This window comes from Methanobrevibacter sp., assembly GCF_017410345.1.
Classification (GTDB): Archaea; Methanobacteriota; Methanobacteria; order Methanobacteriales; family Methanobacteriaceae; genus Methanobrevibacter.
This window is the reverse complement of the sequence record NZ_JAFQQZ010000054.1, coordinates 1-26,663: the sequence shown is the minus strand read 5'-3', so window position 1 is coordinate 26,663 and position 26,663 is coordinate 1. Positions and strand designations below refer to the sequence as shown.

At 33.2% G+C, this 26,663-nt stretch carries 15 protein-coding genes; 12 read left to right on the top strand and 3 right to left on the bottom strand.

Going from position 1 to position 26,663, the window contains the following annotated elements; translation table 11 throughout:
• The first annotated feature begins 36 nt into the window (after positions 1 to 36).
• From IJE13_RS07785 to uvrA, 8 genes are all read left to right on the top strand, one after another.
• Positions 37 to 381 carry a helix-turn-helix transcriptional regulator gene (locus IJE13_RS07785; protein WP_292779025.1) on the top strand — a complete coding sequence of 115 codons (345 nt, stop codon included), beginning with the start codon at positions 37 to 39 and terminating at the stop codon, positions 379 to 381.
• Complete coding sequence (locus tag IJE13_RS07780; RefSeq protein ID WP_292779022.1) at positions 371 to 1,156, top strand: ImmA/IrrE family metallo-endopeptidase; 786 nt, start codon at positions 371 to 373, stop codon at positions 1,154 to 1,156. Before IJE13_RS07785 ends, IJE13_RS07780 begins: the two co-directional genes overlap by 11 nt.
• Before the next feature lie 216 nt (positions 1,157 to 1,372).
• A complete protein-coding gene (locus IJE13_RS07775) occupies positions 1,373 to 1,834 on the top strand; it encodes a hypothetical protein (protein WP_292779019.1) in 462 nt (153 codons plus the stop codon).
• Between the two features lie 231 nt (positions 1,835 to 2,065).
• Positions 2,066 to 3,322: a zinc ribbon domain-containing protein gene (locus IJE13_RS07770; RefSeq protein ID WP_292779016.1), complete on the top strand. Its 1,257-nt coding sequence runs from the start codon at positions 2,066 to 2,068 to the stop codon at positions 3,320 to 3,322.
• A 320-nt stretch (positions 3,323 to 3,642) separates the two neighbouring features.
• Positions 3,643 to 4,587: a replication factor C small subunit gene (locus IJE13_RS07765; protein WP_292779013.1), complete on the top strand. Its 945-nt coding sequence runs from the start codon at positions 3,643 to 3,645 to the stop codon at positions 4,585 to 4,587.
• A gap of 52 nt (positions 4,588 to 4,639) precedes the next feature.
• Positions 4,640 to 6,223 carry a replication factor C large subunit gene (locus tag IJE13_RS07760; RefSeq protein ID WP_292779012.1) on the top strand — a complete coding sequence of 528 codons (1,584 nt, stop codon included), beginning with the start codon at positions 4,640 to 4,642 and terminating at the stop codon, positions 6,221 to 6,223.
• Between the two features lie 156 nt (positions 6,224 to 6,379).
• Positions 6,380 to 7,342: a M48 family metalloprotease gene (locus IJE13_RS07755; RefSeq protein WP_292779010.1), complete on the top strand. Its 963-nt coding sequence runs from the start codon at positions 6,380 to 6,382 to the stop codon at positions 7,340 to 7,342.
• A 314-nt stretch (positions 7,343 to 7,656) separates the two neighbouring features.
• Positions 7,657 to 10,560, top strand: a complete 2,904-nt coding sequence (uvrA, locus tag IJE13_RS07750) for an excinuclease ABC subunit UvrA (protein ID WP_292779008.1) — start codon at positions 7,657 to 7,659, stop codon at positions 10,558 to 10,560.
• A gap of 157 nt (positions 10,561 to 10,717) precedes the next feature.
• Here the strand turns inward: uvrA and IJE13_RS07745 are convergent, their stop codons facing one another.
• The gene (locus IJE13_RS07745; RefSeq protein WP_292779006.1) at positions 10,718 to 12,361 is read right to left on the bottom strand and encodes a HEAT repeat domain-containing protein; all 1,644 of its coding nucleotides are present in this window, start codon (positions 12,359 to 12,361) and stop codon (positions 10,718 to 10,720) included.
• A gap of 63 nt (positions 12,362 to 12,424) precedes the next feature.
• Positions 12,425 to 13,228 (bottom strand): DUF368 domain-containing protein, encoded by an 804-nt coding sequence (locus tag IJE13_RS07740; protein ID WP_292779088.1) that lies wholly within the window; start codon positions 13,226 to 13,228, stop codon positions 12,425 to 12,427.
• A 489-nt stretch (positions 13,229 to 13,717) separates the two neighbouring features.
• On the opposite strand from IJE13_RS07740, the gene IJE13_RS07735 reads away from it, so the two are divergent.
• The 3 genes from IJE13_RS07735 (at position 13,718) to IJE13_RS07725 (ending at position 16,618) form a co-directional block, all read left to right on the top strand.
• Complete coding sequence (locus tag IJE13_RS07735) at positions 13,718 to 15,901, top strand: hypothetical protein (protein WP_292779004.1); 2,184 nt, start codon at positions 13,718 to 13,720, stop codon at positions 15,899 to 15,901.
• Between the two features lie 223 nt (positions 15,902 to 16,124).
• On the top strand, positions 16,125 to 16,304 hold the full coding sequence (locus IJE13_RS07730) for a hypothetical protein (protein WP_292779001.1): 180 nt from the start codon (positions 16,125 to 16,127) through the stop codon (positions 16,302 to 16,304).
• A 29-nt stretch (positions 16,305 to 16,333) separates the two neighbouring features.
• Entirely contained in the window at positions 16,334 to 16,618 is a 285-nt protein-coding gene (locus IJE13_RS07725; RefSeq protein WP_292778999.1) for a hypothetical protein, read from the top strand.
• A 1,405-nt stretch (positions 16,619 to 18,023) separates the two neighbouring features.
• Here the strand turns inward: IJE13_RS07725 and IJE13_RS07720 are convergent.
• Positions 18,024 to 25,085: a DUF3320 domain-containing protein gene (locus IJE13_RS07720; protein ID WP_292778997.1), complete on the bottom strand. Its 7,062-nt coding sequence runs from the start codon at positions 25,083 to 25,085 to the stop codon at positions 18,024 to 18,026.
• 408 nt (positions 25,086 to 25,493) lie between these two features.
• On the opposite strand from IJE13_RS07720, the gene IJE13_RS07715 reads away from it, so the two are divergent.
• Entirely contained in the window at positions 25,494 to 26,642 is a 1,149-nt protein-coding gene (locus IJE13_RS07715; RefSeq protein WP_292778994.1) for an aldo/keto reductase, read from the top strand.
• Positions 26,643 to 26,663 lie beyond the last annotated feature (21 nt).

The following is a 26,663-nucleotide window of genomic DNA, read 5'->3' as shown; positions in this document are numbered from 1 at the left end:
TTACTAAAATAATATTAGAGATATTATAGTGATTCCATGAAGAAAATAGGCAAAAGATTACAAGAGCTTAGAGAGTCTAAAGGATTGTCTCAATCTGATTTGGCCAATTATTTGGGGATTTCCCAGCCATTATTGTCTCAGATTGAATCAGGCAACCGTAATTTGAATCTATCTCTCCTTGATAAGCTATGTTCCCTTTATGGGTGCAGCGATTCATATATTCTCTGCAAAAGCGATGAATACAATTCAATAAACTTCTCATTCAGATCCAAAAATGCAGCCACACAGGATTTGGACTGCATCGCTTCAGTGCATAAGATAATCATGAATATGCGCTTCTTGAATGAATTGAACGACGATGGTGATTTGAATGAGAGATAAGATCAAATTGAATTCATTGGCAGTTGAATTGAGAAGGGATTGGGACTTGAATCCATACAGTCCGATTGACTTGTTCTCTATTGTATTATCCAAATTGCCTGATTTGACCATTCTATTTTATCCAATGAGCGACAATACAAGCGGAATGTGCATAAAGAACATTAATGGCATTGACTTGAATGGATCCAATGAGAAGAAAAAGTCATCAATAGAAGATCTTTCCCATGATATGGTGGTCTGCATCAATTCAAACATGTCCAAAGGAAGGCAAAGGTTCACTTTGGCACATGAGTTATACCATCTGCTCTTTGAAGAGGATAAGAGGGATCTGATAATCTGTGAGGATTCCAATGATGACGATTCTGAAGTCGAAGCCAATATATTTGCATCATACCTGATAATGACCTATGAGGGATTGGAAAGATATGCAAAGACAAATGGCCTCACAGAATGGACATTGGAAGAGGTCATAAGGGCTGAGCAGTATTTCCAAATTAGCCATCATGCCATGCTGTTTAGACTTAGGGAGCATGAATTCATTAGTTTGGAAGAGTGTATGGAACTTCGCTCCGTTCAAATAGGCTATAGTGCCAGAATCAATGGATTTAGCGATAGCTTGTATACTCCTTCCAGCGAATCTGAAAAGTATTTCTCATTAGGCAAATACATCCGTTCAGTTGAGAAGGCATTCAATGAGAATAAGATCAGTGCTGGAAAGCGGGATGAATTGTATTTGGATGCATTCAGAAGCGATCTGACTCATAAGTTCGTGTAAAAGAGAGGCGATTCACTATGATTTATTAAAAAAACTATGAGGATTTTACTCATTAATCTTCTAATTGGGGTGCAGTTTAATCCTTTTTTGGATTAAATTTTTATAAATATGCAAAGGTTTAGTTTTTAAATCTAAATTAATAGATTTTGTGAAGGTTTAGTAAAGGGTTTTTGTAGTTTTTAAGTAAAACTAGCAACATATGTAAAGAGGGTGAATATGAAAACTATTTATGATATAGACTGTTTATTGTATTTTTTAAAGATAGAAAGGGCAGATTTATTGGAAAAAGTATTTTATCATATTGTCATTTCCAATAAGGCCTTCAATTCCTTGAATAATCCGAGCATTCCTGATTTCATAAAGGATAGCTTAAACGATCTGGTGGATAAGGGATTCGTTAAGGTAGAAGAGATTTCACTGAATACCAAGACTTTTGACATATATTATGATATTAAAAATGATCATAAGAATCAGGTTTTAGGGGATGGAGAAGCCTCTTCCATTGCAATAGCAATAAAAAACAATGGAATAATAGCCTATAACAATCCTGATGCCATAAGGGATTATCTGGAAAAATACGATTTAAGATGCATTACACTAGAGGATTTATTCAATCATTTGCTTAAAAAGGGAATCATTTCACAAAAGGAGCTTGAAGACCTTTTAAGAAATAAATGATTTTTATTTCCTGTTCTTTTTTTAATTTTTTATGGTATAAGTCAAATAATTTCTTTCCTTCTTATTTTTTTATTCTATTTTTAATTATTTCACATCAATTTTATGTAAATATTTAAATATTAGTTAACTAATATAATATTGATGAATATTTATATGATAATCAAATAATTTTTATTTATTATTCTAATTTATATTCATGCAATCATTTTTAACCTATTCGGGGGTGAAAATATGATTTGTCCTAAATGTCATACAGTAAATGATGATGAAGAGAAATATTGTAGAGAATGCGGTTTTCAATTGAATTCGGCAAGAATTTGCCCAACTTGTGGAAAGACAAACGATTCCAATTCAAAGTATTGCAAGGAATGCGGAACAGTTTTGACACCGGTGAATACATTTAGAAAACAGGTTATCGAAGAGAATACGAAACAGTCTTTCTTTAGCTTGTATAAGGTACCTATAATCTGTGCTTTGGTTATCATATTGGCCATTGGCGCTGTAACTGGAATGGCTTATTACAATGGCGGTTCCGGTGGAGATGACGGCTTCAGTTCAATCATACCAACAGATGATAATGGATTCTTTAACGATGATGTAAGCAATGATCCGACTCAAGCTCAAATGCAAGAGGAAGATAATAAAACCAATGAGACAAACAATCAGACTAATGATACCAATGCAAGCAAAGCGCTGACAGAAAAGATTGAAAATAAAACTAATCAAACTAAAAACAATACTGAAGTCAATAAGACCAAAGAGCAATCAAACAGCTCCAAATCTTTAAACAGTTCAAAAGACAATTCATCCAAAACTCTAACTGAAAAAGTCAACAAAACTGACAATAAGAACAAGACAGACAAGTCAGACAATAAGAATAAAATATCCGATTCAGACAAGAATGATTCCGGAAGTTCTATAGTGATTCCAGGAATCTCAACTAATGATTCAGATGACCTTATTGATGATTTGGACGATTTGAATGATTCTGAAGATAATGATTTGGATGATAATGATACAGATGACCTGAATGATACAGATGATGATGACTTATCTGATTCTCCAACTGAAATAGAGATGACAGATGTTCCTAATCTTGCTCAAAAGGTATCCGAAAGGAACTATGATTTCACAAGCATAGAATATGAAGGAAATGAATACACTGAAGCTCAATGTATTGATATTTTCTCACAATATCTATTGAACGTTGACAAGAACAAGAATTCTTCAATTGAAATAAGGGATATCGATGAGGCTTCCAATCCTTCAGGTGAAGACTTAAGCCAAACCATTGACAAGTCAGATTACTTGAGCATGGCCCAAAGAGTCCACAGTTGGATTGATCAAAAGGATACAGTTCCTAATTATGTTGGAATAAGCGGTATCGGAGCAGCTGACCTTTCTCCTAAAATGATGCTTAAGATGTTCACTTTAGCAACATTGGAATATTCAATCACCGAAGAGTTGCCTGAATCTGTTGAAATCTAATTGTTTTATTAAATTAGAGAATATCTATTCTCTTTTACTTTTTTTATTTTTTTACATATTTTTAACATATCTTTAGGCTATTTTTTTATATTAATATTATAATTAGATTAAATTTTTTGATTTTTTTTACTAATTCTTTACTAAAATTTTTATTTAAAATTTAAAAAATAATAAGTTTTAAAAAATATGAAAATCATATTATATATAGTATAAAAAAATATATTTTAAGTATTTTCCAAATGAAAAATTCAAATCCTAAAAAGGATTTAAAAACGTTTAATTTAAAAAACAAATGAAATTAATGATTATAAAGTGATAATATGTTAGGACCTTGGGTAGAAAAATACAGACCGCAAACTTTAGATGATGTTGTTGGACAGAAGCATATTGTAAGCAGGCTAAAGCAATATGTCGAGGAAGGAAGCATGCCAAACTTAATGTTTACCGGTCCGGCAGGGGTAGGAAAGACAACATCCGCTCTCGCACTTGTAAAATCAATTTTAGGCGAATACTGGAGACAGAACTTCCTTGAATTGAATGCTTCAGATGCAAGGGGAATTGAAACCGTAAGAACAGACATTAAGAATTTCTGCCGTTTGAAACCTGTTGGAGCTCCATTCAGAATCATCTTCCTTGATGAAGTGGACAACATGACAAAGGATGCACAGCATGCATTAAGGCGTGAAATGGAAATGTATACAAAAACAGCTTCATTCATTCTTTCCTGTAACTATTCCTCTAAAATAATCGATCCTATCCAATCCAGATGCGCAATATTCAGATTCACACCAATAAAGGCAGAGGAAATAGCTGACAGATTGAAATATATTGCAGAAGCTGAAGGCTGCCAATACGATGAGGCTGCAATCAACACCATCGTAAACTTTGCAGAAGGGGATATGCGTAAATCCGTCAACATGCTCCAATCTGCAGCGTCCACAGGTTCAATAACTGAAGACCATGTGTTTGAAGTCGTATCCAAGGCAAAGCCACAGGAAATCAAGAAGATGGTCAATGCCGCATTGATGGGAGACTTCATGAAATCCCGTGATATCCTGAGGGAAGTGATGATAATGCAGGGTACAAGCGGAGAGGATATGGTCAATCAGATCTATCAGGATGTTTCCTCTAGAGTGATGGAAGGGAAGATGGATGGAGACGTCTATATGAATCTGATTGGAGCAATAGCTGAAACAGACTTCAGAATCAGGGAAGGAGCCAATCCAAGAATACAATTGGAAGCATTGCTTGCCAAATTCCTTTAGATCTTATTGTAACTTATTCTTATGAATTATTATTTAATTTCAGGTAACAATCATGTTATGGACAGATAAATACCGGCCAAAGACATTTGATGATGTTGTCGGTAATGTAAAGCAAAAGCAGATCATTCAAAAGTGGGTTGAGAAGTGGAAAAACGGAGAGCCTCAACCACCATTGTTATTGATAGGGCCTGCAGGAACAGGAAAGACCACAATAGCCCATATCATAGCAGATGAATTCTCCGAATATATTGAACTCAATGCAAGTGACAAGCGTTCACATGACCTGTTGATGTCAACAATAGGTGAATCAGCAAATACATATTCACTCTTTGGAAACAATAGAAAACTGATCATAATGGACGAAGTTGACGGTATTCATGGAACCAATGACAGGGGCGGAACAAAGGCCTTGAACAAAATCATCAAGGAAAGCAAACAGCCTATCGTAATGATGGCAAATGACTTTTACAGCAATAAGCTTACCACTATAAAGAAGAATGCACAAGTCATTAAAATGGATAAGATCAAATCCCCTTCAATCAACAAGTACCTTCGTGATGTGGTGCTCAAAAGTGAGGGAATTGAAGTTGATAGGGAAGTCCTGATGAAATTGGCAAAGAGGTCCAGCGGAGACTTGCGTTCATCAATCAACACCTTGCAGGCTCTTGTTGAAAATGGAGGGGAATTGACAGAGGAAGCCCTTGATTCAACAAGCCAAAAGGACAATACAAGTACAATATTCGATACCGTAACAAGGGTATTGAAAAGCAAGAATCCTGAGCATGTGAAGCGTTCACTCTTTGAAAACAATGAGGATCCTACATTGGTTATGGAATATATTGCTGAGAACATTCCAAGGGAATATGAAAGGAACAATGAAGTCAAGAAGGCTTATGAAATGATCTCTCAAGCTGACCTATACTTTGGAAGGACCCGCTCCAGCCAGTATTACGGCTATTGGAAGTATGCATCTGACTTTATGGGTGTAGGAGTATCAGTCTCCAAGAATGAAACCTATAGGAAATTCAGCAAGGTAGTTGGCCCGATGGCATTCACCATGATGGGAAGAACCCGTGGAAAAAGGGCATTGAGGGACCAGATAGCCTCTAAAATGGAAGAGAAAATGCATGTTTCACTTCAGGTGGCCTATACAATCTTCCCCTATTTTGAAATAATGTTTGAAAATGATGAAGTGGCTTGGGAAATATCAGACTTCCTGGAGCTTGAAGACGATGAGATCAAGTTCTTCAGAAAGAAAAAGATTCCTAAATCCGTAATAAACAAGATGGAAAAGATCAAGGCAGAGATGAGGGAAGAGGAAAAAGAGGAATGGAGAAAGACCATTAAAGATGGAATATTCAGAGAGATTCCTCCTCAAGATATGAATATTGAAAACGAATCTGCTTCCAATGAAGAGGATTTAGAAGATATCGATTCACATAAGAATGCAACTGTAATAGATATCTTTGATGATTTTGATGATGATGAATTGGATGAGATAGCAAATGAATACTCATTGGAAAACAGTCCTAAGTCAAAATTAAGAAAGAAAAAATCATCTGATGGAGACTCTGAATCTAAAAAGGAGAAAAAAGAGGAACTTGATAAGGGACAAACTACTTTATTCAGTTTCTAAAAATAATATTTTTCCTTTATTTAAATATTATAAATTGAACATTGGAATTTCATTTTAATTAAAATATTAAATTATATTGATTAACATTAAGTAATTAGATAAATTTAAATACTTAAACATTAATAATCATTATGAAAAATATAAGAGGGGTTTTATATGAAAGGAACTTGGAAACTCAAATTAAGATTATGGCTTTCTATGCTGGTCATGTTCGGTCTATTATACATATTGATCATGCTGGCAGGTAATTTCTTAGGATATGGAGGCTTCTATGGATTCTATGCAATAGCAGGATTAGTTGTCCTATTCCTCCAATATCTGTTCGGTCCAAAGATTGTGGAAAGTTCAATGGGAGTTCATCAATTAAGTGAAGCTGAAGCTCCTGAACTTCATAGAATGGTGGCAGAATTGGCTGCTGCAGCAAATATTCCTAAACCTAAGGTGGGAATATCCAATACAATGGTGCCAAATGCTTTTGCATATGGAAGATCCAAACGCAGCGGACATGTATGTGTCACCAAAGGAATCCTTGGTTTGCTTGATGAAGAGGAACTTAGAGCTGTTTTAGGCCATGAGATGTCCCATATCAAGCATAATGATATGGCAATCACAACCATTGTCAGTGCGATTCCATTGGTCTGCTACTACCTATCATTCTCACTGATGTTCTCCGGCGGTGGAGACAATGACAATGGTGGAGCAATCCTTGGTGTTTTGGCGTTGATCGCTTACTTCTTAGGCCAATTGATTGTACTCTTCATCTCAAGAATAAGAGAGTATTATGCAGATGCAGGAAGCGTTGAATTAGGTTGCAAGCCTGAAAAATTGGCTTCTGCATTGTATAAATTGGTTTACGGTGCTGCAAGAGTCCCACAATCTGAAATCAAGGATGTGGAAGGAACAAAGGCATTCTTCTTGACTGACATATCCAATGCAAGAAATGAATTCAACAATTTGGCTCAATTGGACTTGGACCATGATGGAACCATAAGTGCAGAAGAGCTTAACGTACTCAGAGATTCTAAAGTAAATGTCAAGACTTCCAATAAGGTGATGGAACTCTTATCCACACACCCAGACATGCTTAAGAGAATCAAAAGATTGGCTGATTATAGCTAATCTCATCTTTTTCTTTTTTTATTTTTTCTTATTATAAAATAAATTTGCTTTTTTTAATTCTTTTAAAAAAAGTCTATTTTTTTAATTCTTATAATTTAAATTAATCCTTATTATTTTTAATTAAATTTATAATAACAAATATTTATATAATAGTTAATACTAATATTAGTTTGTATGTATAAAAACTAAAATTATATAAATAATATTTTTCAAATGCTCTCTGTAATCCTATTTATATTACAATAAAGAGAACTTAAAATAATAATAAAATAATATAAAAAATAACAATTAATTACGCTTATACAGGTGAAATAATGAGTACCGAAAGAAAATACATTGTACTGAAGGGAGGAAGGGAACATAACCTCCAAAACATTGATTTATCCATACCTAGAGATAAGTTTGTAGTTGTTACAGGCTTAAGCGGTTCCGGTAAATCAACACTTGCATTTGACACTATCTATGCTGAAGGACAGCGCAGATATGTTGAATCCTTATCAGCTTATGCAAGACAGTTCTTAGGCCAAATGAAAAAGCCTGAAGTGGATTATATTGAAGGATTATCCCCTGCAATTTCAATTGACCAAAAGACAACAAAGGTAAATCCAAGATCAACAGTAGGTACCATTACAGAAATCTATGATTATTTGCGTTTATTGTTTGCAAGAATAGGAGTTCCACATTGTCCGAACTGTGGAAAGGAAATTTCCCATCAGACCATTGGACAGATAACAGAATCCATTATAGAAGAGGGAGAAGGAACCAAGATTCATGTGCTTGCACCGGTTGTAAAGGATCGTAAAGGTGAACATAAGGACATTCTAGAAGACTTCAGGAAAAAGGGATTCGTAAGAGTTAGAGTCGATGGTGAAATTAAAGGCCTTGATGAGGATATAGAGCTTGGAAAGAACTTCAGGCATAATATAGAGTTAGTAGTCGACAGGCTTGTAATAAGAGAAGGAATAGACTTCCAAAGAAGATTGTCAGATTCTGTAGAAACTGCCTGTAATTTTGCAGAAGGTCTTGTAACCGTCATGTTTAATAAAAGGGATGATGAAGGGAATGAATCCACATATGAAAAAACCTATTCCGAAGACTTTGCATGTACCAGTTGCGGCATAAGTTTCCAGGAATTGACTCCTCGTATGTTTTCATTCAATGCACCACAAGGTGCCTGTCCTGAATGTAATGGTATTGGAACAAAAATGGAAATGGATCCTGACTTGATCGTTCCAAACAAAAACCTCAGCTTGAATGACGGTGCTATAGTCCCTTGGTCCAAATCAACCAAAAGAGAAAATTACTATTATCAAATGCTGAAATCAGTGGCCGAACATTTCGGATTCAGCATGGACACTCCATTCAAGGACCTGACTCCTGAACAGCAGAACATCATTCTCTACGGGTCCAATGAGAAAGTTTCATTTGCATTTAAAAGAAGAAACAGGTCCTACAGAGTGAACCGTAAGTTTGAAGGTGTCATCACAAGAATGGAAAGGTTATATATAGAAACCAAATCAAATTACAATAGAAGTTATATCTCCAAATTCATGAGTGACCGCAAATGTCCTGTCTGTGGCGGTAAAAGGTTGCGCCCAGAGGTATTGGCAGTTACTGTTGGTGATATGAACATTATGGATGTGTGTGACTTGTCAATCAAGGACAGCTATCAGTTCTTCCAGGACTTGGAGCTTACAGAAAGGCAATTGTTCATCGGTAAGGAGATCTTGAAGGAGATCAAGGCCAGATTGAAATTCCTTGTTGATGTTGGATTGGATTACATTACAATGTCAAGGTCCTCAGGAACATTGTCCGGTGGAGAGGCACAGAGAATCAGATTGGCTACCCAAATAGGTTCAGGACTTGTAGGTGTATTATACATTTTAGATGAGCCAAGTATAGGTCTTCACCAAAGGGACAATAAGAAGCTCATCGGTACCTTAAAGCATTTAAGGGACATAGGAAACACCTTAATAGTAGTGGAACACGATGAGGAGACCATCTTGTCTGCAGATTATGTCATTGACATAGGACCTGGAGCTGGGGAGCACGGAGGAAAGATAATCGCTGAAGGAAGTCCTGAAGAGATTATGCAGTCTCAAGAGTCCATTACAGGCAGATACCTATCAAGAAGGGAAACCATTCCTATCAGCACTGAAAGAAGAACTGGAAACGGCAAGTTCCTAACAATTAAGGGAGCTGCTGAAAACAATCTGAAACATATTGATGTTGATATTCCATTGGGGCTCTTTACCTGTGTTACAGGAGTGAGCGGTTCAGGAAAAAGCAGTCTGATCAACCAAGTATTGTATAAGGGATTATCCACTATCATCAATAGAAAATACCTGCACCCTGGAAAGCATGATTATATTGAAGGAATTGAAAACATCGATAAGATCATAAGAATTGACCAGACTCCTATCGGTAGAACTCCACGTTCAAACCCTGCCACCTATGTGGGAGTATTCACTCCAATAAGGGAGCTCTTTGCAGAGACTCCAGAATCCAAGGCAAGAGGATATAAGCCTGGAAGATTCAGTTTCAATGTAAAGGGAGGAAGATGCGAGTCATGCTATGGTGATGGAATCATACAGATTGAAATGCACTTCCTGTCTGATGTTTATGTTCCTTGTGAAGTCTGTAAGGGTAAGAGATACAATGATGAGACCTTGGATATTCGCTATAAGGGAAAGAACATCTATGAAGTATTGGAAATGACTGTCGAGGAAGCATTGGCATTCTTTGAGAATGTGCCAAGAATAGCTAAGAAGCTACAGACATTATATGATGTAGGTTTAGGTTACATAAAGCTAGGACAGCCTGCCACTACCCTTTCGGGTGGGGAAGCGCAAAGGGTGAAACTGGCTAAGGAGCTCTCCAAATCCAGTACCGGACAGACATTATATATATTGGATGAACCTACTACAGGTCTTCATTTCGATGACATCAAGAAACTGTTGAACGTTTTAAACAGATTGACAGATGCAGGAAACTCTGTAGTGGTCATTGAACATAACTTGGATGTCATAAAAACAGCGGATTATATCATTGATTTAGGTCCTGAAGGTGGAGATGGCGGTGGTGAAGTCATTGCCACAGGAACACCTGAAGAGGTCGCAGAATCCGGAACTTATACAGGAGATTTCCTAAAAGAAGTTCTAAGTGAGAATATAACCGCTCATGCAAAAGAGTTGGTTGAAGAAAATGCAAGTAAATAATGGTTATCTCTTATTTACTATTTTTTTATTTTTTTAGATTATTTTTAATTTTCTAATTTTTTTAAATTTTTTATTTTTATTCTAAATTTTTTTTTAGTTTTACTTTTTTAAGAGTTAGTTTTTAATATATTATTTTTTAAAAAAAGAGAATCAGATGCTATTTTTTAAGCAATTTAGACCTTTGTGCAGCCACTTCCCTGACATATTTGTCTTCGTCATTATTTGCAATATCATCCAATGCAGTCACATTCTGAATGTTCTTACAGGCTGCCTCACGAATCTTTGGATCTTCATCATTACGTGCTAAATCGGTTAATATCTCCTGATTCTTTACTTTAGAGATGGCTTCAATACGTGCATCATTGAATTGGCCATTAACTGATATGTCTTCTAAAAGTTTTTTATCCTTAATCTTCTTGATTGTATTAAACCTAATATTGGAATCATTATTGCTTTTTGCAATTTCAGACAGCACATTTTCAGATCTTATTTTGGATATCGCTTCAAGCTGGCTGTCCAGATAATTGGATTCCTCGCTGACTTTTACCAATAGCTCCTCATTTTCAATACTGCCAATGGCTAACTTACTTATTTCCTCGTGTTTGGATGATATGGCAACTTTCATCAAATTGCTTTCATAATCAAAAGAGTCATCATCCCTATAATTTTCCCTATTGGAAATCACTTTATTTAAAGCATTTTTAGCTACAATTAAATCATCATCATTGATAGAAATATCAATTAAATTAGTCAATGATTCAATATTCTTGATAGCTTCACTTCTAACGAAACTATCGTCCTCTGATGTATAGATATCCTTAAGAATATTTTCATTTTTCATGTCTTTTATTGCTTCAATTCTAACGAACTTGTCCTCATCATTCAAGGCGATTTCCTTCAGGACATCTTCATTTTCTATTTTTTCAGTTGCCTTAATCCTTGATGATGAAGATTTTGAATTCAATGCAATTTCAATAAGGTCCTCTTGGGAACCTAATCTTTCTATTGCAGCGGAACATACATGCTCATCCTTCTCATTGAATGCAATTTCCTTAATGATGTCATTATTGGCATCAGCATCCAACTTATTCAAAGCTTCAACCCTGATGAACTTGTCATAATCCTCATTCAATGCAATATTGGATAGGATCTCATCGTCAGTGAAGTTCTCATTGTTTATTATCAGGTTTATGATCTTCTTGTCAGTTGAATTCTTCAATATTTCCGCTAAAATCTGATTGTTTTCAATTCTTTCTATGGCATTGAAGCATACTTTCTGGTCTTTTGAATTGAGGCAGACATCCATCAATACAAGTTCATCCTCAATTTCACGAACTGCGACCAATCGGTTCTTGCCTTTCTTGTCAAATTTGGCAATTTCTGCAAGGACATTTTCTTCCATGTCCAATTTGTCAAAGGCTATTTGCCTAACGTCAGTGTATTTGGCGTTGTATGCCAATTCCTTCAAGATGTTAGGGTCTGTAATCCTTGATGCAGATATGGTCCTCACATATCTGTCCTTATTGTCCATAGCCAGATCTTCCAAAACATCTTGTGACTTCATTTCCATAACTGCAGCAATCCTGTTGTTTCTGTTGTCGTGAGATATTGCAATTGCCCTAAATGCTTCATCCTTCAAAACGTCCTCTTTAGATCTGGAGTCATTCTTAAGACGTTTTTCCTTGGCAATTCTTATATCATCAGGGCTTATTTTTTCTAAAGAACTGAAATCAATTGCATTATTGTCCTTTTTATTCTTATCGTTCTTTTTATCTTTTTTTATAAAGTCAAATAAACCCATTTTTTCACCAATTTGGAAGATTATTAAGAATATTATTTATTTTGTCAGAATTTTATTATTTTACTATTCCTTTTTGAATTTTTTCTCTAAAGCAATGATTATTGCAAATGCTATAAGGGCTAGCAAGATGCAAATGAACCAAGACCCATTGTTTGTTGTAATCTGATTTATAGGTAATCTTAATGTTCCAACCATTATACCAATCAAAAATGCCATAGTGGAGGATTCGTACCTTTCAAGCAGATAGTTCAATAGCTTTGAAAATCCTAGGATTCCTATGGCCGCTCCAATGCAGAATACGAAAATCTCTATGAGATTTCTTGAATTCAAGGCATTCAGCATGTATTGATATTGCCCTAGCAGCAATAATAGGAAAGATCCTGATATTCCAGGCAGGATCATAGCACAGATTGCAATAAGGCCTGAAATGAATATTACAATCAGGCTGTGGTTTGTTGCAATCGGGTTCAATCCTACAAAAACATATGACAGAATGATTCCAATTAGAGTGATGATCAGCAATCTTAGATTGAATTTGCCTAATTTAGTGTATAATATATATGCAGAAGCCAAGATTAATCCCAAGAAGAATGAAAAGGTATATGCTGTTTGGGTATCTAGAAGATAGCTGATCACTTTAGCTAATGTGATGAATGCAATTCCTATACCTAATGCCAATGGAATAAAGAGTTCAAAATCAATTTCTTCAATCAGTCTTTCCTTGAAATCGGAGAGATTGCCCTTTAAGAGTGGCTTTAGGAAACTGAATCTTATGCGGCTGATGGCATATATCAATCTTTCATAAATTCCAGTGATCAATGCAATGGTTCCTCCTGAAACGCCAGGAACAATATCTGCAGATCCCATAAATAGGCCTCTAAGGAAGATCAAAATCATCTCTTTGAAATCAAAATTCATAAAATTCCTCTATTTCATTTATTTCTTTAAATGTTTTCTATTATTTTAATATTATTATATATTTTTATTTTATAATAAATAGATAACTAAAATTATTCATTATGTATATTTTGATATATTTTATGTTTTTAATATATTTTTAAGTATATTTTTAAGTATATTTTTGAGCAATTATTTCAAAGAATTCTTTTTTTAAATCATTCAAATTTCAAAAATTAATATTTGATTTTTATTTAGGAAAATATTCTCAAATTGTGCTTATTTTCTAATAAAAAGGCCAATTTTTACTAAAAGTATATATAAGATAAAAAATAAAAATTTTAGTACAAGAATTTAAAATAGATAAATTCAGTTTATACGAACAGTTTATTTCAAAAAGGAGGTGTAAATATATCGAAGAAGATAAGATTTACCCTGATTTTTGCATTGATATTGTTCTTGAGTATTAATGTAATATCAGCTAATGAAATAAATGACAATGATTTGAATGGTATTGATTCAGCTGACGCTATAGGAATCGATTCAGTTGATAATGCCAATTACATTTCTTCTGATTCAGATGAGAATCAGATTGAATATGGTGATTCTAATTCAAATGGTGATGAGGAAAATGATTTATCACCAGATTCATCAGGGGCCAATACTGGGCTTACAGAAGAGAATATGCCTGATGAAGATGATTCTTCCATAACAAATAATGAAGAGGAATCAAAAGAGAATACATCCATTTCCATTTCAAGCACTTCTGTGGTTAGAGGTACAACCTTTTATCTTTACCTGAAGGATAATGATGGAAATCCAATATCCGGCAAGAATATCACAGTAAATATTGCAGGTAAGGAATATACAAAAACCACCAACAAGAATGGTGCGATTTCATTAAAATTTAGCTCATACTTAGGCAAATATGCACTAAAAGCTAAATTTGAAGGAGATTCCGATTATCTCCCTAGCAAAAATTCTTTTACTATTAATTTTTATAGATATGAAACAAAAATAACCGTTACAAGCAAATCAATTGCTAGAGGCAAATATTTCTATGCCTACTTAAGAAACAGTAGCGGTAAGGTTATAGCCAATCAGACTATTACCATAACTTTGAATGGCAAGAAATACACTAAGACTACCAATAGCAAAGGTAAGATTAGTTTAAAATTGACAGATCCTGCAGGCAAATATGCATTTAAGATCAAATTTGCAGGTTCAACATCTTATATGCCATCCAACAGGTCTTTTACTCTAAAAATCTATAGGCAACAAACCAATATCAGTGTTGCCAGCAAATCAGTCATTAGAGGAAAATATCTATATGCATACTTAAAAACCTATAATGGTGAGGCATTAGCCAATAAATCAATTAGAATTAAGTTCTATTATAGCAAAAATGTCTATAAATATTTCTATAAGACTACTGATAAGAATGGTAGGGTTAGCTTAAAGATTAACTCAAAACCTGGTAATTACACAACTAAGATTTATTATGATGGTTCAGGCTATTATAAGTCTGGATTTAAATCCTTTAAATTGAAATCTTATGTTGCAAGCACTAAAATCAGTATTGCCAATTCCTCTGTAGTCAGAGGCAAGTATTTATATGCCTACTTGAAGGATGGTTCCGGAAAGCCGGTATCAGGTGAAAAACTTGTAATAAACTTCAGCGGCACTAAATATACAAAGACCACTGACTCAAATGGTAAAGTGTCATTGAAGATTGATTCAAAGGTTAATAGTTATGCCGTTAAGATAAAGTATGCCGGTTCCGTTGGCTATAAGTCCAGCAGCAAATCATTTACTCTTAAGGTATTGACTAATGCCACTGCAAAGATAATCGTGAAAAATGGCACACCTGGAGAGTTTACTATAAGATTGACAGATTCAAAAGGAAACCCTCTTGTTAATCAAACTGTTAGCATCACTTCCATGTTCGGAAATCAATCATCAGGAACTGGAGTCAAGATGACTAAAAAGACCATTATCATTGATTCCGATAATATATACAATAAGGAAAAGGACTTGAAATTCATCAATGATATAGCTAAAATATTAAGATCCAAAGGATATACTGTTTTAGTTAATGATGATATCGGTCCTAACGAACATTGTAAAGACATATATAAATATGGATATGAAAATGTTTGTGTCTTCTGTATTTTTGGAGGATGCGATAGTGGTATGTTTTATGATATGAGCAGTAAATGGTATCAGAATTATTTAAAGCAATATAATAATAGGGTTGTATTAGGATTTACTAGAACTCAAGTCGATTTGGCTACTTGCACATGGCTTAAAAGGGCTCATGATGACAACTATAGTCCTAGCAACTTTACAGGTATATCCAATCCTGGGTCTTATCTAAATGACCATAATATGGATTACGTTTATGGAAGAAATGCTACTGAAATGGCTAATAATTTCCTTAACTATGCTGTTAAAGGTTTAAGCATTGGTTTAAATAATACAGTACCTTGCGATATAAATACTTATAAAGTAACTACCAATGAAAACGGATATGCTACTATAAGCGGTTTGGCTTCAGGAACTTACACTATGAAGTGTTCATATTCCAATACTGCATTAGGTTATGTTGCCGATACTGTTCAAAAGAAAGTAAATATATTATAAAGTAATATCTTAGGATATTACTCGTTTTTATTTTAATTTTTTTTTATTAATTTTTTTCTAATTTTATCTTCTAATTCTTTTTTCTATTTTTTAAATAAATATTCCATTATTTTCAATTTTTACTAATAACTATTAATATTAGAAAAATCATATATTTAATTGTATTTTTTAGAATAATAATTTAGATATGCTTAACAATTTATCTCAATTATATGGTGAAATTATGTTTTATAGTACTATTATGAAAATTGATTCTATTGACAGATTAAGAGATATCAGAGATGCATTATTAGTTGAACAAGGTATTAATCCTACTAGAAATGGTGAACAGGCCATTCGTGTAGTAGTTGATAGGATTGATGAGATTCAAAATACTTTAGATAAAAGAACCAATACTTTATAAATTCAGATCTTTTTATTTTAGGTTTTAAAATGTCAATATCAATTATTAGAAGCAGGAGAAGACTAATTCATAGAAATTCCTATAATCCTCCTCACCACCGAAGAAATAAAAAACTATTAGCCACAACACAAGCTCAAAGAGCTCAAAGAAACAGAGAAAAAAAGAGGGCTCAATTGGATAGGCTTAAGAATAAGAATAAACCTAAAGCTAAAAAGAGACCTAAAAGATCTAAAATGCCTTATAGATTTAAGTATTATCAGTTCCAGGATTATAAATTCAAGGCTGAACTGGAAGAATTAGAGGAAATAAAGTAATTTTATTTCTTTTTTTACTTTTTTTAATTTCATACTTGCTTTTTTTTAAGAAAATTGATAAATTTTTGTTTTATATTTTACTAACTATTTGCATTATATAAAAATATTTCTTTTTTACTGAACTATTTGTAAATTAACAAACAATTTATATTATATTAAACTATTAGTTTATAATAAAACTAATTATTTTTTATATTCGAACTGATTTTTTTATTTTTATAATTTAAAACAATTCGTATTAAATGAAACTAATTTTAATTATTTTAAAATTTATAATTTTTTTACAGAATAAAATAATTCTAAAATAATTAAACTATTCGTATAAAATTAAACAAATTTCCATTTTTTTAAATTTAATAATAGGGATAAATAGAATATTATAATGACCAATAAAATTGTGATAATAAATCTAATAATTTTCAATAAACACAGATCTTAAGAAATTATGATTATTTTTGAAAAAATTCCTATAAAAAAATCGATTTTTCATTAATCAAAAAGAAGGCCATTTAGCTGATTTTCATGAATTTTTTATAAAAATTTACTTCGTTAAACTACAGTATAACGAAGTTAAAAATATACAATATTCAAAACTATCAAAAAACAACTAATTGATATATATGTAATTGTATCTTTTTTATATTTTAGAACATTTTTGATTTTTGGCCAGAATTTTTCATTTTACACTTGAAATCTAACTAACAGATTTTTCATAAGAAAAATTGCAATATAGTTTTCAATAACATGGACTGTTCGCATTTTATGATATGAAATAGTACTATTTTTCAGCTGAATTATTTTTCTCTCTATTTGTTTTAATCTTTCAAAATGAAATTTTTATTAATGCCAAAAAATTTATCATATTTCCAAATTTTCAGGATTTATAATTAAAAAATCTTAAAATTATAAGATCTATAAAAAGTAATACTTTTTATCAAATAAATAATAATTAAGTAATAATAATTATCAATTTTTTATTACTTTTAAAAATCAATACAGTATTACTTTTTATAAAATTAGTAATAATATATAAAAATTTTAGTATTACTTTTTTTCAATTTTTTAATAATTTTAAAAAAATTTAAGTATTACAAATATAGAAAAAAGTAATAAATAAATAATAATTATAATAGAAAAAGTAATAATATTAATTATTCTGATAATTATGATGTTAGAAAATTATTAAAGTAGAAAATTATTAGATCATAAGGATATGGAGATTCTATAAAAATTGACTAAAATATTAAAAAATAATAAGGATATGTATATCAATTAGTTCAAAATTATAAAATTGAAGTAATATTTAATAATTTAAAAAGAAAGCCTCATTTATATTAAAGAATTAATAAAAATTTGAATATAAAAAAAGATAAATTTAATATAAAAAATGTATAGTAAAATAAAATTATCTGAATTCTATTTTACCATTATTATTGATTAAAATTCCTTTGCCAATCATGGAATCTATGACTAAAGTGATCTTATTTGAAGTCTTTTTAGATGTTGATCTAAAACCGAAAGCTCTGGAAACATTTTTAGCCAGATCTTGAACTTTCAAGGATTTTTCAAAACTTAAAACCAAATCAATGGCCTTTTCTATTTCAACTTCAGAAATCATGTCGATATTTGGCTTAACTCTTTTTCTAACCTTTACAGAGTCATAGTCTATGAACAAGAAATCATTTTCTCTAATCAAAAGCAAATGATTTTCATTGCGGTCAATGATATCAAGTATGGTATTCTTAAATTTAGTTCCTGCACGGGATAAGCCGCAGCCTTCTCTTAATCTACGAATAACAATGTCAATATGAACAGGACCTTCAGCAGCAACTATATCCATGACAGCAGTAGCCAATTTCTTCTCATCGTCATAGATTTCAGCTGGAGACTTGATGATTATGTCTTCAATTTCCTTGTAGTCTTCAATATAATCGCTTAATTTACCGGAAGGAGTTAATCTGGTATTATCTACAGCACTGAGAACATTAGCTTCCTGTATTCTTTGATCCTCCAAGTTCTGATAGCCTTGACCTACATCAGTGATGATTCCTTCAAATTCATCGTCATCGATTTCGATGTCATCTATATGTTCAAATTCATCATCTTCAATGAATTCTGAACCTAATTCCTCTATAATAACTGATTCTTCAGGTATAGTTTCAGCAATTTGGGAATAATCATCAGAAGAATGATAGATTTCGGTTTCCTGACCAATAGGAATTATAGGTTCAGATTCCTCATCAATATAATCGAATTCAGGAATATCCTTTAAAAATGAATCAGAAGAATCTTCAATATATTCAACATCAGAAGATGAATTGGTATATTCCTCGATTTTATCTAAATATTCATGTTTTTTAGAGGTAAATAATGATTCATAGTTATCCTTTTCTGTATTTTGAGTATTATAAATAACTTCAGGTTCTATATATGGGTCATATGGATCTTCAAAGAACTCATCATCTGCATTACGGTCTATAACATAAACCATTTCCCTTTCAGTAGGATTCTCTATCTCATCCATAGAAGCCTTTAAGTAGAGCATTTCATTTTTAAGGCTATTGACCGTTCCTGCAATTCCAGTCTTGTTCCTGTCATTATTTTTAGGGTATTGAACAGCATTCTTCTTAAGGGCATTTTCAATTCCAACTGCACTGTAATAATACGGATTATCAGGATCATTAGGGTCTTGTGCTGGATGATTTTGAGTTTGTGGATGATCATTTGCTTGAGATTCTCTATTGCTTTCCTCATTCAAATCATCAGATTCTTCAAAAAATTCTTCAAATTCATCTTCTGATTCAGATTCTTCTAAATATTCCTCAAATTCCTCATCATCGATAGGAGAAATATAATCTACATCTTCATCGTAATGATCGTTTTGATTATTGTTTCTCATTTCAGCACTAATAGGAACAATAACATCTGGAGAATCATTGAATTGATCATCGTCTTTCTTTCTTCTTGGAGCCTTATATTCTCTCATATTTTCAATACCTTCAGCTTCATTGTTTTCCATATCTTCTTCTTTAATCTCATTGATAATATCTTCTGAAATCTCTTCAATGCCCTCTTCTTCATCTTCAAGGCCGAATACAATTACATCATCCATATCCTCTTCATCATCCTCAAAGATGTATACTGGGGCACCGCTTATATCGTTTATATTATTTTCAATTATATCTTCTTCAGCATATTCGAAAATTTCTTCAGTATTATCTTTTTCATCATATTCTATATTATCTTCAATAATATTTAGTTCCTCTTCTTTATAAAGATTTACATTTTCATCTATTTCATTATCCTTACTTTCATTATCAAAATCAATAGATTCATCTTTAATTTCTATTTTAGTTTCTTTTTGAACTTCTTTCTTATTTGATTTTTTATTTATTTGCTCTTGAGCTTTATCAATTGATTTTTCTTTTTTAGGCTTTTCTATTTTCTTTTTTTGTTCTTTTTGAACCTTTTTAGGTTCTTTAATGTCTTGAGAATCATTATTTTGCTTATTATTTACTAATTCATCCCCTATATTCCTCAATCTGTTCATTAAAGATTTTGCCCTATTATTATCATTGCTTCTGTTTCTATTTGAAGAATTTTCAAAACTTTCAGAACGTTGAGCTCTTTCTTTGACTTTGAATTCCCCATCAAGAACGTCTTTTTTATTTGAAGCATCCCCTTTAACTTTAGATTCTTTCACTTTGGATTTTCCTTCAAATTTAGAGGAGACATCATCTTTAGATGAATTGAATTTTGTATTCTTAGATTGTTTAGATTTAGTTTTTTGACTTTTTTCCTGTTTTTTATGAGTATTGGATTGTTTCAGTTGATCTTTTTCATTGATTATATTATCTTTAACAGGAATATCCGGTATTTCATCTATTTCTTTTTGAATAGGTTTTTTATCTTCAACAGGAATATCCGGTATTTCATCTATTTCTTTTTGAATAGGTTTTTTATCTTCAACAGGAATATCCACTTTTTTATCTTTTTCTTTTATTATATCCTCATTAATATGAATAGATTCATCATATTCATCATCAACAAGATCAGGAATATTTTCAATGGAAAATTCATCTTCAATAGAAGTTTTATCTTCAACAGATGATTTGCTTTCATCAGAAGATTCTTTAGTCAATTCATCATCAAAGTCTTCCAAATACCTATTGATCAGGTCTTCCTTTTCTTTTTCCTTTTCAGCCTTTTCATCCATCTCCTCCTTAATGGATTGGATATTGGCCAAATCATTATCAATAATGCTTATATCATCCTCTTCATTATCAGCAATATAATCATCATCTTCATTTTCATCATCTTTTCCAAGGACAACAGTGGTTACAGGGTTGATTTTCATTGATTCTACGTCGTTGATTTTCTTCTTCAAGTCCTTTACTTTAGTGCTTGTGATTGTTGATTCAATATTCTCCAATAGCTTAGCTCTTGCCAAGTCCCTATTTCTATACCAGTCTGTTGACCAGATATGATAGATGTTCCAGCCTAAACCATTCAATACTTGCTCTCTCAGCCTATCCCTATCTCTTGCCACCTTGCTTGAAGCGTAGTTATGGCCATCACATTGGATACCTAAGATATATTTTCCGGGATTATCCGGGTCTATGATTGCCAAATCCACTCTAAATCCAGCACAACCTACCTTCTTGTCCACTTCATAACCGTTTTCTGCTATGAAATTGTAGATTGCATCTTCAAATGGAGCTTCATCATAGTCATCATACTGAACATCCTGATTATAATGCAGATTTTCAGCATATTCCAGGAAACTTTGCAATGATTTTACACCAAATGGTGGATTTGCAGTCAAATGAATGTCATGAGCTCTGAAATTGGTGAATACAACACATTTCTCCCTTGCCCTTGTGACAAGAACATTCAAACGTCTTTCTCCTCCGTCCTGATTCAATGGACCGAAGTTTAGAGACATCTTTCCTTCAGTGTCATAACCATATCCAACACTGATTAATATGACATCCCTTTCATCTCCCTGAATGGTTTCAAGGTTCTTGACGAAGAATCTTTCTTCCTTATTTTCTGAAAAGAGAGCTTCAAATTCAGGATGTGCCTTCCTTTCAATCTCCAATTCCTCTAGAATCGCATTCTTTTGAGCTACAGAGAATGTGCCGACACCTAAACTCTTTTTGTCACCATATCTCTCAAAGTGTCTGAATATCTCCTTGACTACGTCCTTTGCCTCAAGAGGATTTGCAGAGCCTTCTCCCCTATGATATTGGGTATTAGGATTATAATGGAACTTAAGACCTAATTCAGGGTCTGTATGTGATGGAGATGGATAAACCAATAGCTCATTGTCATAGAATTCCCTGTTTGAAATATTGATTAGAGACTCATGACGGCTTCTATAGTGCCATTTGAGCATTTTGACTGGGAATGATAATTTACATAAATGCAATATGCTTTCCATATCCAATGCGGTAGCAACCTCTTCACCGCTTTCACTGTCAGTCATCTGATCAAAGAAGCTTGTTGGTGGTAATTGTTGTGTGTCACCCATTACAACAGCAGTCTTTCCTCTCATGAATGCGCCTAAAGCGTCTTCAGGCTTTACCTGACTTGCCTCATCGAAAATGACCACATCAAACTGCAGTTTAGGATTGGTAGGATCAAGATATTGTGCAATTGACAATGGACTCATCATGAAGACAGGTTTGATCTTCTTAATGGTTCCTCCTGCCTTTTCCAATAATGTTCTAACAGGCAAATGGCCGCTTTTTCTTGTAAATTCACCAGCCAATACCTTGGCTTCAGGGTCATTTGCAGCACCATATATCTTAGGAATTTCACTGTTTAGTTTATTGAAAATCCTTTTTCTATTCAAGTTGATGATCTTTACATCCAAATCCTTGAATTCCTTGATTCTATTCTCATGCAATTCCCCAATGAAGGTTGCCAAAGTATCATTCTCATTAAATACAATGTTTAAAAGGCTGTCTGCAAAATTGCCTAAAACCAAAGATTTGACATCATCCTTTTTGATGTTTCTCTTTTCAATGGTCTTTATGAATAATGATGCTTCGCTGTTTCTGCATGCCCTTTTGGTATTGGAATATTGTGACCATAAATGGAGGCTTGACAATTGTCCTTTCCACTTGTTCAATTGGTTTTCCCAAGCATCAAATGGAACATCATCTGTTTCTCTTTTAAATATGATTCTGCTTCTTGGATTTAACTTGGATTCAAGCTTTTTAAGGTTTTCATAGAACCTATTGCCCTTTTCAACATATTCTTCAATGCCGGAATCTATATCCGGTAGGAAAAGGTCATTTGAAAGCATTTTAACGGTATTTTCACTGAAAGTTCCATTTTTAATGAGATAGACAAACTTGTTCATCCAGTTTGCCACTTGCTTCAACTCATTAATGTCTGCATTCTTGCTCCATAGATTACCGAAATATGCCCTTCCAAGGATTTCATTGTCATTTAGACTTTGTCTTATCTTGATGTGGTTTCTAACTTTTATCAAATCGTTTAAAGCTTCCCTATCGCTTGGCACATTTCCATTATAAAGCTTATAAAGCTCTTCCTTATGGGAATTTCCGCCAAATAGTTTGAATTTCTTATTGGATTCCCTTTCCAAATCATATATGATTGTATCCAAGTCTGCAACAAGCAGATAGTCTGAAAACTTATTGAATAATCCGGAAGCATGCTGATAATGTTGAAGTAATTTGATTAATTCCAATGATTTCTCAGGATTGTTGAACCAATGCTTGCTAAGCAATACTGAACTGTCCACCAGATTGGCGCTTTCACTGTTTAGAATATTCAAGGCGGTTATTGAATCCTCATATTCCTTAAGGGTATTTGGTATTCTTATTCCATAGACCTCATTGACGATGTTCATTTCATATCTGAAATCATTCAAGGACTCTAAACTGTCTCTAATCAATAATTCAATTTCCCTTAAATCAGCAGGAAGCAGGCTTTTAGGATTGCAGTAGCTCCATGGATTGTTTTTGGAAATTGTGGAATACAATTCAGCCAGGTTCTCCAATGAAATTATTATATCATCCAAATCCTTCATGGACAGGTCTTCAGCATTATCGAATCTCACCAATGGCAGCATTCTATTCTGACGTGCGAAATAGTCTTCAGATGCCTCCTTCATACCATACAGTTCAAATGGTGAGAGATTCACATTTGCCACAGGAGCATGAATGACTTCAGCATATTCGTCCAATTGGTCACGTAGGTTTTCTAGCTTTCTAAGGGTTTGATCCAGCTTCAAGTCTCTTGTAGCCCTTACATTGCTTGCCTTTTTAAGGTTTTTCAATAATTGTTTTCGTCTGGTCTTATGTGAGTGCAATTCCAAAACGAATTTTCCAAGGCCTACACTATCCAATCTGCTTTTTACAACCTCCAATGCAGCCATCTTTTCACTTACAAAAAGAACTGTCTTTCCCTCTGCGATAAGCTCTGCAATCAGGTTTACGATGGTCTGTGACTTACCGGTTCCAGGAGGCCCTTCCACAACAAGGTTATGCCCTGCCTTTACGTTTTCTATAACTGCAATCTGTGAGGAATCGGCATCCAATACCTGATACATTGTCTTGTAATGGAGTTTTTCATCCACATCCTCCTCTTCAAATGTATCCTCATAGATGTTTTTGCTTGGATTGAATATTGCTTGAATCAGCTCATTTTCAGTCAAATCGACATCCTTGCTCCAGCTTTCTGGATTCAAGTCATTGTACATGACAAATTTAGTGAATGAGAAGAATCCCAATGCAACATCATCCTTCACATCCCATTTGCCAAATGGTCTGATAGCCTTCTTGACATCTGCCAAATATTGGTTAACCCCTTCTATGTAGGAAGTCTGCTCAAATTTAGGCAGTTCTATTCCCGCTTCTCGGAGTTTGGCTTGGATGGATATGTTGTTTTGAATGTCCTCACCTGTCCAGGACAATGAGAATGAGTTTCCAACCTTTTTTCGTTCCAAAGCTACAGGAATAAGAATGAGAGGTGCTAAATTCTTTTGTCTAGGTTTCTTCTTGTCAATCCATTCTATGAATCCCAAGGCTATGTATAGGATATTGTAACCCTGTTCCTGAACCATGGTCTTGGATTGCTGGTCAATATAAAACAGTCTTCTTTGAAGCTCACTAGGTGTCAAATCAGCCTTTAAAGTCTTATCGGTTTCTGATGACAGGAATTCCTTTGTCTGGTCTATGAAAGTGTGAGCCCTGGATCTTTTAGTCTCTGCCTTGTTAGGGGAGAAATACATCCTCTTGTTTTCTATAACAAGGATCTTATATGCATTCATTGGTGTTTGATTAATGATACTGAGATTCCTATTCCTTGGCTTGAAGCTAAGAAGAGGGTTTCTTAAGGTCAAATCCAAGAGTTCCTTTCTTAGATTCTTAAACTCCTTCTCAATATCCTTATTAGATATAGTGTTGTTTTTTGATGGTGTTCGAAATTGCATATTAAAATCCCTTTACTTTAGAAATTATATTTGTAAGATTAAATAAAATTCTAAATTCAAGAATATTTTCATGAAGTTATCTAGAATTTTTTGATACAATAATATTTATATAAATAGTAATTTATAAAGTTTTGTAAATAGCAATTTTTATATAAATCCCTAATTTTAATCAAATTTAAATAATAAGTATTTTCGGGCTTTTTTTAGTAAAATAAAAGAATATGGAAGAAATAAATTGCTATTGTTTTTTCATATAAAAACATTTATATTTACAATAAATTAAAATTATGATTATATAACAATAAAACAACAATTTTGAAAGAATATTTTCAAAATTTCATACAATTTTTTTAATTTTGTATAATCTTTTGTGATTTTTGTGATTTTAAAAATATTTGGAGATTAAAAATGAATTATAAAACAAAATTCGGTTTCGGATGCATGAGATTGCCTCAAACTGATGAGAATGACCCTGCAAAAATAGATCAGGAACTATTCAATGAAATGGTGGATATCTATATGGAAAAGGGATTCAACTACTTTGATACATCTTTTGCCTATCATAATGGAGAAAGTGAGACAGCCATCAGAAAGGCAGTGGTTGAAAGATATCCCCGTGAATCATATCAAATCTGCGATAAGATGCCTACATGGGCATTGACAAGTGAAGAGGACAATGAAAAGTTTGTAAATATCATGCTTGAAAGGCTTGGAATTGACTATTTTGATGTGTTCTTTGTACATAACATAAATGTTCCTTGGCTTAAATTGGCTGAAGAGCATAATTCATTTGAATATGTTAAAAGCATGAAGGAGAATGGAGTTGCTAAAAAAATAGGCATTAGTTTCCACGATAATGCTGAACTCCTTGAGAAATTCCTTGACAAGTATGCTGATATCCTTGATATAGTCCAATTGGAACTTAATTATTTGGATTGGGAGGATTCTGCCATTGAGGCCCATAAATGCTATGACTTATGCGTAAAGCATGGCCTTGAGGTCTATGTTATGGAACCATTGAAAGGCGGAGTGATTGTAAATCAGCCGGAACATATTGAAAATGACTTTAAGGAGTTTGATGAAAATAAGTCAATTGCCAGCTTTGCAATGAGATTCTGTGCATCATTGGAACATGTGAAGATAGTCTTAAGCGGCATGAATAAGATGGAAGACCTATTGGAAAACATCAATACCTTTGAAAACTTTGAGCCATTAACAGAAGAGGAAACAGAATTCCTGCTTAATGAAGCGGATAAGTTAAGGGAAGATCTTGCCGTCCCTTGCAGTGAATGCGGATACTGCCTTAAGGCATGCCCTCTGGAGATTCCAATTCCAGAATATTTCACCTTATACAATTATCATAAGGTACAGCCGGAATCAAATATCTATAGGCTGTATTATGATAAGTTAGGGGATGAAAAGGTTCCTGCAAGCGATTGCACCAAGTGTGAAACTTGCATAGATTACTGTACACAAAAAATAAACATTCCAGAAGAATTGGAAAAATTATGTGAGCATTTCCAAGAAGGGTTCAGCCCTTATGCAGGGGCTCCTTAACTTCTATTTTATTTTATTTTA

Bases quoted from the DNA above. Each gene is read 5' to 3' on its own strand.
- IJE13_RS07785 (WP_292779025.1), top strand. From the start codon at position 37: ATGAAGAAAATAGGCAAAAGATTACAAGAGCTTAGAGAGTCTAAAGGA.
- IJE13_RS07780 (WP_292779022.1), top strand. From the start codon at position 371: ATGAGAGATAAGATCAAATTGAATTCATTGGCAGTTGAATTGAGAAGG.
- IJE13_RS07775 (WP_292779019.1), top strand. From the start codon at position 1,373: ATGAAAACTATTTATGATATAGACTGTTTATTGTATTTTTTAAAGATA.
- IJE13_RS07770 (WP_292779016.1), top strand. From the start codon at position 2,066: ATGATTTGTCCTAAATGTCATACAGTAAATGATGATGAAGAGAAATAT.
- IJE13_RS07765 (WP_292779013.1), top strand. From the start codon at position 3,643: ATGTTAGGACCTTGGGTAGAAAAATACAGACCGCAAACTTTAGATGAT.
- IJE13_RS07760 (WP_292779012.1), top strand. From the start codon at position 4,640: ATGTTATGGACAGATAAATACCGGCCAAAGACATTTGATGATGTTGTC.
- IJE13_RS07755 (WP_292779010.1), top strand. From the start codon at position 6,380: ATGAAAGGAACTTGGAAACTCAAATTAAGATTATGGCTTTCTATGCTG.
- uvrA (WP_292779008.1), top strand. From the start codon at position 7,657: ATGAGTACCGAAAGAAAATACATTGTACTGAAGGGAGGAAGGGAACAT.
- IJE13_RS07745 (WP_292779006.1), bottom strand. From the start codon at position 12,361: ATGGGTTTATTTGACTTTATAAAAAAAGATAAAAAGAACGATAAGAAT.
- IJE13_RS07740 (WP_292779088.1), bottom strand. From the start codon at position 13,228: ATGGGATCTGCAGATATTGTTCCTGGCGTTTCAGGAGGAACCATTGCA.
- IJE13_RS07730 (WP_292779001.1), top strand. From the start codon at position 16,125: ATGTTTTATAGTACTATTATGAAAATTGATTCTATTGACAGATTAAGA.
- IJE13_RS07725 (WP_292778999.1), top strand. From the start codon at position 16,334: ATGTCAATATCAATTATTAGAAGCAGGAGAAGACTAATTCATAGAAAT.
- IJE13_RS07720 (WP_292778997.1), bottom strand. From the start codon at position 25,085: ATGCAATTTCGAACACCATCAAAAAACAACACTATATCTAATAAGGAT.
- IJE13_RS07715 (WP_292778994.1), top strand. From the start codon at position 25,494: ATGAATTATAAAACAAAATTCGGTTTCGGATGCATGAGATTGCCTCAA.